Source organism: Brevibacterium sp. (assembly GCF_022712115.1).
GTDB lineage: Bacteria > Actinomycetota > Actinomycetes > Actinomycetales > Brevibacteriaceae > Brevibacterium > Brevibacterium salitolerans.
The window spans coordinates 1-5,147 of sequence record NZ_JALAHB010000131.1; the positions used below are offsets into that span (position 1 = coordinate 1).

Consider the following 5,147-nt stretch of genomic DNA (forward strand, 5'->3'; position numbering starts at 1 on the left):
CCTCGGCACTGCAGGGGTGACTCGCTCACACAGAGAGGAGGCAGCGATGCGCACAGAGACCATGACCGAGGATCCCGTCGTCGCCGCCCTCGCATGCAGAGAACCTCTGACCTGGCTTCGGACCGATCTGCCGCCGGCGGCGCAGGCGCTCGCGGAGGCCGGCCTCCGCGAGGACCTGGTCGCCGAGGCGGCGGCCCGGTTGCAGAGGTTCGCACCGTGGTTTGCGGAGACCTTCCCGGAGACGCGTGAGCGCGGCGGGATCGTCGAGTCGGACCTCGATGACGCGCCGCAGATCCAGTCCGCCGTCGACGCACACACAGGCGTCCCGCTGCAGGGCAGGCTGCTCCTCAAACGGGACGACTCCCTGCCGGTGAGCGGGTCGATCAAGGCCCGCGGAGGCTTCCACGAGGTCCTGGAGTTCGCGGAGACCGTGGCCGAACGCTGCGGGTTCGACCCCGCAGATCGAGGCACCTACAGTTCTTCCGGCTTCCGCGATGCTGCCGGCGGGTTCCGGGTCGTGGTGGGTTCCACGGGAAACCTGGGGCTCTCCATCGGCATCCTGAGCGCCGCGCTGGGCTTTTCCGTCACCGTCCACATGTCTGCGGATGCGCGCGCGTGGAAGAAGGATCTGCTGCGCAGCCGCGGCGTGGAGGTCGTCGAACACGACGGCCCCTTCGACGAGGCGGTCGCCGCAGGACGTGCCTCCGCGGCCGGGGATCCCCGCACGCACTTCGTCGACGACGAGAGCTCCGTGAGCCTGTTCGCCGGCTACGCGACTGCCGCGGAGAGGCTCAAGGCGCAGCTGGACGAGGCAGGGGTACGGGTCGACGCCGCACACCCCCTCATCGCCTACCTGCCCTGCGGGGTGGGAGGCGGGCCCGGCGGCGTCACCTACGGGCTCACCCGCGCATTCGGTGACGCGGTCCGCTGCGTCTTCGTCGAGCCGGTGCTCTCGCCAGCCATGGCCCTGGGAGTGCGTTCCGGCCTGCACAGCGACATCTGCGTCCAGGACATCGGGCTGCCCGGCCTGACCGCCGCCGACGGTCTGGCCGTCTCACGCCCCTCGCGATTCATCGGCGAGCGGCTGACCGCGTGCGTCGCAGGATTCGCCACCGGCCACGACGAGGTGATGCAGGCCGGAGTGAGCATGCTCGACGACGCGGAGGGCATCCGCGTGGAGCCCTCCGCCGCAGCCGGTCTCAGCGTTCCCTGGCGGGTGGCCGCTGCGGTCGCCGCGCAGCGCATCGCTGCCGACTGGGACTCCCCGGACACCACGCACCTGGTCTGGCTCACCGGCGGCAGCATGGTCCCACCGGCGGAGATGGAGCACTACCTGGCACAGGGCCGTGCGCAGGAGGGGCGGTTCTCCGCCGCAGGCACCCTGTTCCTGGACTGAGTCCCCGGGCCGGAGGCTCGCCGCACAGCCCTGCCAGACGCCACCATAAAACTACGATTCTCACGTGATCACTGTGCCCAGCCATTCTTCGAAGAACGGCTGGGCACAGTGATCACACAACGGATGAAGCGGGGCAGCGGGGGCACAGAGCAGGTGACGGCGTGCTGCGTCCGCCCGCCTCACAGCCCCAGCAGGTCCGGCAGTCCGTTGCTGAGCACCGGCACGAAGGTCACGAGCATGAGCACCACGATGCCCACACCCAAGAACGGCCAGATGCCCTTCACCGCGGTCATGAACGGGATCTTCGCGATGCCCGCGGCGACGAACAGGTCGATCCCCACCGGCGGAGTGATGAGCCCCAGCGCCAGGTTCATCGTCATCATCACGCCGATCGTCGTGATGTCCATGTCCAGCTCCAGCATCACCGGCACGAACAGGGGGACGAACAGGTAGAACGCGGAGATCGCATCGATGAACATGCCCGCGATCAGCAGGATGAGGTTGATGAGGAGGACGATCACCACCCAGTTGTCCGTGAGGCTCAGCAGCCAGTCCGCCACCGTCCGGGCGATCTGGTTCCGGGTGATCACGTAGGCGAAGACCGTGGCCGTGGCGATGATGAGCATGATGCGCCCCGAGGCCAGACCCGCCGTGACGAACAGCGTGGGAAGGTCCTTCAGCTTCAGCTCACGGACGACGAACAGACCCACGACCAGTCCGTAGACGCACGCGACGGCAGCGGATTCCGTGGGCGTGAAGATGCCGCCGTAGATGCCGCCGAGGATGATGACGGGCACCAGCAGACCGGGCACTGCCCGGTAGAACGCCCTCCAGATCTCCGGCCACGAGGCCCTCTGGGTGCGCACCACATCGACGCTGAGCGCGGGTGCCGGCTCGTCGTCCACTGCGAGCACGGCATTCGCAGCACCGGCGCTCACGCCGCCACCGGCAGCCACTCCGCCCGAGGCCGCTGCGGCTCCGGCAGCAGCACTGCCCTCACGCACGCCACCGGCGACATCGCCGCCCCCGGGCTCACCGGCCTCGGCGACGTTCCCCGCCTGCTCACGGCGGGAGCCCCGGCGGCTGATGCGCCCCATCGCGAGGTCCGCGTGCTGCTTGGCGTTCGCCTTGGCCGCCTCTCCTGCGCGCGGCAGGAACACGGCGACGATGTAGAGCCCGACGAGGAGGATGAGGCCCGGGACCACGCCGGCCATGAACAGGCGACCGATGGACACCCGTTCGTAGTCCGCCGCGACCACGGCGAACACGATGTAGGCGATGCTCGGCGGGATGATGATGCCGAGCTCGCCCGCGCTGGCCACCAGCGAGGCCGCGTGCCGCCGGGAATAGCCCTTCTTCGCCAGAGCGGGGATGAGGATGCCGCCGATCGCTGCGACCGTCGCGGGCCCGGAGCCGGAGATCGAGGAGAAGAGCAGCGCCACGAGGATGGTGGTGAGGGCGATACCGGTCTTCCGATGGCCCACGCAGGCATCCGCGAACTCGATGAGCCGGGCGGAGATGCCGGTGACCTCCATGATGGTCCCGGCGAGGATGAAGAAGGGGATCGCCAGCAGCGTCTCCGAGGACAGGCCCGCGTACAGCACGCTGGACGCGGGGATGAGCCCCTGCAGACCCGACTGCCAGATGATGGCGGCGAAGGCGGACAGGCCCATCGAGAACGCCACCGGAACGCCCAGGAGCAGCAGCACCGCGAAGGTGCCGAAGAGGATGAGTTCGATCATGGCTGGGTCGCCTCCTCGTGAGCGCGGATGTCCTCCGCCTCCTTCACCGCCGCTTCTTCCTCACTGACGAAGGTCTCCCCACCGCGCAGGGCGATGACGGCCACCTGGATGGCTCGGACGGCTCCCAGCAGGGCGCCGAACGGCAGCGCGAGCGAGAAGATCCACTGGGGGAACCCGAGCGCCGGGGTGAGCCTGCCGCTGGCGGCCTGCTTCTCCGCCATGTCCGCGCCCACCCACAGGAAGAGCGCGTAGAACACCAGCATCGCCGCGCACACGCCCACGATCACCAGCGTGCGGGGCAGGCCTCGCAGAGAGTCCCGCAGCAGGCTGAAGCTCGGATGGGAGCCCTGCCTGGTGACGGCCGAGGCGCCCACGAGGGTCAGCAGGACGGCCAGGTTGACGATCAGCTCGCCGGTGAAGGAGAGCGATCCGTGGAACACGTACCGCGCCACGACATTCACGAACGCCACCATGGTGATGACGAAGAAGGAGACGGCGATGAGGGTGTTCTCGATGAGAGTGAGGGTCTTGTCGAACATGGGAGCACCGGCTTCCGCGTAGGGGCAGGACGGTGAGCCGCGGCGGTGTGGACCGATCAGTCCCTCACCGCCGCAGTCTCACATCAGCCCTGCGGCTGCACCTTGTCGAAGATCTCCGGCGTCCACTCGCCCTCGTACTTCGCGTACACGGGCTCCATCGCCGTCCGGAACTCCTCGAGCTGCTCAGGCGTGAGCTCCGTGACCTCCATCTGCCCCTCCAGCTCCGTGAGCTGCTCGTCCGCGAGGTCGCGGTTGAGCTGGACCTGGTACTCGTTGGCCTCCGCGGCGGCCTCCGTGACGATCTGCTGGTCCTCCGGGCTCAGCTCGTCGAACATGCCCTTGTTCATGCCCAGCAGGAGGGGGTCGTAGACGTAGTTCCACAGGGTCAGGTTCTTCTGGACCTCGGCCAGGCTGGAGGAGTGGATGATGTCCAGCGGGTTCTCCTGGCCGTCGATCGTGCCGTTCTGCAGGGAGGTGAAGACCTCCGCCCAGTTCATCGAGACCGGGTCCGCGCCCAGCTCCTTGTAGATGTCGAGGAACAGCGCGGAACCCGCGACCCGGAACTTCATGCCGGCGAGGTCCTTAGGCGCAGTGACCTCCGTGTCCGCGTTGGTGAGCTGGCGGAAGCCCGATTCCCCGAAGCCCAGGAACTCGATGCCCATCTCGTCGAGCAGCTGGTCGTAGGCCTCGGCCCCCGTGCCCTCGAGCACCGGGTCCACCTCTTCGAGGCTCTCGAACAGGAAGGGCGCCGTGATCGCGCCGAACCGCTGGTCGATGCCGGAGTAGATGATCGGCGAGTTGTAGGAGAAGGCCTTGCTGCCGTCGGCCAGCATCTCCACACCCGCGGCCGGGTCGCCGCCGGAGAGCTGCTCGTTGGCCACGATGTTCAGCGTCATCCGGCCGTCCGACTTCTCGTCGAGCAGCTCGCCGAACTTCTCGGCACCCTTGTACCAGGTGGAGCTGTCGGAGGTCGTGATGGTGAAGTCCCACGTGTAGGAGCCGCCCTCGCCTCCGCCCCCGCTGCCGGAGCACCCGCTCACCACCAGAGCGGTCGCCGCCGTGGCGCCGGCGAGCATCAGTGCCTTCTTCATCAGTCTCTCCCTCGAGCCGGTGGACCTCGTCGTCACTCACAGCGCCAGCCGGAGGTCCGCGTCGGCGCGTAGAGGGAAATCTACTCAGGGGTGACATGCCGCACAAGAAGCGTTCCACTATGCGGTCCGCCTGTCCTCGAGCACAGGCCAGAAAGCGTGGCACGGGCCCCGAATCAGCCGTCATCGCGTTCCGTCTCCTGGAACCGTGGATGCTCGCCGAGCGGTCCGTGCCCTACAGTGAGCGCGTGACACAGAACACGCCGCTCATCGTCCCCGGTCGTCCGGTGAAGCACCCCGGCAGCGCAGCAGCGGTGCGGACGACCCTCGCACACGGCAGGACCCGCCCCCGTGCGGTCACCGATCTCCTCCGCACGGACGC

General features: G+C 68.4%; 4 protein-coding genes. 1 reads left to right on the forward strand and 3 read right to left on the reverse strand.

Features of this window, described 5'->3' with window-relative positions:
• Nucleotides 1–46: 46 nt before the first annotated feature.
• Nucleotides 47–1,396 carry a D-serine ammonia-lyase gene (locus tag Q0A33_RS07600; protein ID WP_291794836.1) on the forward strand — a complete coding sequence of 450 codons (1,350 nt, stop codon included), beginning with the start codon at nt 47–49 and terminating at the stop codon, nt 1,394–1,396.
• Nucleotides 1,397–1,575: 179 nt separating this feature from the next.
• On the opposite strand, the gene Q0A33_RS07605 is transcribed toward Q0A33_RS07600, so the two are convergent.
• The 3 genes from Q0A33_RS07605 to Q0A33_RS07615 form a co-directional block, all read right to left on the reverse strand.
• Nucleotides 1,576–3,138, reverse strand: a complete 1,563-nt coding sequence (locus Q0A33_RS07605; protein WP_291794837.1) for a TRAP transporter large permease — start codon at nt 3,136–3,138, stop codon at nt 1,576–1,578.
• Nucleotides 3,135–3,677 carry a TRAP transporter small permease subunit gene (locus Q0A33_RS07610; RefSeq protein WP_291794838.1) on the reverse strand — a complete coding sequence of 181 codons (543 nt, stop codon included), beginning with the start codon at nt 3,675–3,677 and terminating at the stop codon, nt 3,135–3,137. The genes Q0A33_RS07605 and Q0A33_RS07610 overlap by 4 nt, the downstream gene beginning before the upstream one ends.
• 83 nt (nt 3,678–3,760) lie before the next feature.
• Nucleotides 3,761–4,768, reverse strand: a complete 1,008-nt coding sequence (locus Q0A33_RS07615; RefSeq protein WP_291794839.1) for a DctP family TRAP transporter solute-binding subunit — start codon at nt 4,766–4,768, stop codon at nt 3,761–3,763.
• Nucleotides 4,769–5,147 lie beyond the last annotated feature (379 nt).

Excerpts from the sequence above, each read along its gene's own strand:
- Q0A33_RS07610 (WP_291794838.1), bottom strand. The coding sequence starts at position 3,677 with ATGTTCGACAAGACCCTCACTCTCATCGAGAACACCCTCATCGCCGTC.
- Q0A33_RS07600 (WP_291794836.1), top strand. The coding sequence starts at position 47 with ATGCGCACAGAGACCATGACCGAGGATCCCGTCGTCGCCGCCCTCGCA.
- Q0A33_RS07615 (WP_291794839.1), bottom strand. The coding sequence starts at position 4,768 with ATGAAGAAGGCACTGATGCTCGCCGGCGCCACGGCGGCGACCGCTCTG.
- Q0A33_RS07605 (WP_291794837.1), bottom strand. The coding sequence starts at position 3,138 with ATGATCGAACTCATCCTCTTCGGCACCTTCGCGGTGCTGCTGCTCCTG.